The 619-nt window shown below is 76.9% G+C and carries 1 pseudogene; it reads right to left on the bottom strand.

The annotated features are described in order from the left end of the window. A pseudogene (locus GT354_RS33165) lies at positions 1-619 on the bottom strand (hypothetical protein); the annotation flags it as partial.

Genomic DNA, 619 nt, shown 5'->3' with positions numbered 1-619 from the left:
GCCGTCCTCGCACACGTCGAGAACGCCCGCGGCGGTCGCGCCGGCGACGGTGCGCCGGACGAGGTCGCCGCCCGGCGGCTGCGGGGCGTCGGTGCGGCCGATGGCGGTATGCGGGCGGCTCTTGGCCGGCCCGTACGTGAAGTCGACGGCGCCGCACAGCATCCCGACCGTGGGCCGGGCGGCGGCGCCGGCCAGCAGGAGCAGTCGGCGGGCCTCGGGGGCCAGGCCCTCCAGGCGCGCGGTCAACAGGCGGCGCAGGCTCTCGGGTACCGGCAACGGTTGGTCACGCGTGGGCAGTCGAGCCGACCGGCGCAGCGCGCGGGCGAGTTCGAGCGCGTACAGCGGGTTGCCCGCGCTCGCGTGGTGCACCTGTCTGGTCAACCAGCGCGGCAGCGCCCGCTCGTCGGTGTCGCCGCCCGGTCCGTCGAGCAGGTCGCGAGTCTCCGGCAGGCCCAGCGGCGGCAGTTCCAGCTCGAACGCTTCCCCCGGGCACAGCGCGGTGCCGTACAGCGGCCCCGACGGCGGCTCGTGACCTCGGCGACGACCACGCGCACCCTTGCCGGATCCAGGCGCCGGGCGGCGAAGGCCAAGACCTCGGCGCTGGCCGGGTCCACCCACT

The organism is Streptomyces sp. SID3343 (assembly GCF_009865215.1).
Lineage (GTDB): Bacteria > Actinomycetota > Actinomycetes > Streptomycetales > Streptomycetaceae > Embleya.
The sequence above is the reverse complement of the archived record's forward strand: the minus strand, read 5'-3'. Positions and strand labels throughout refer to the sequence as shown.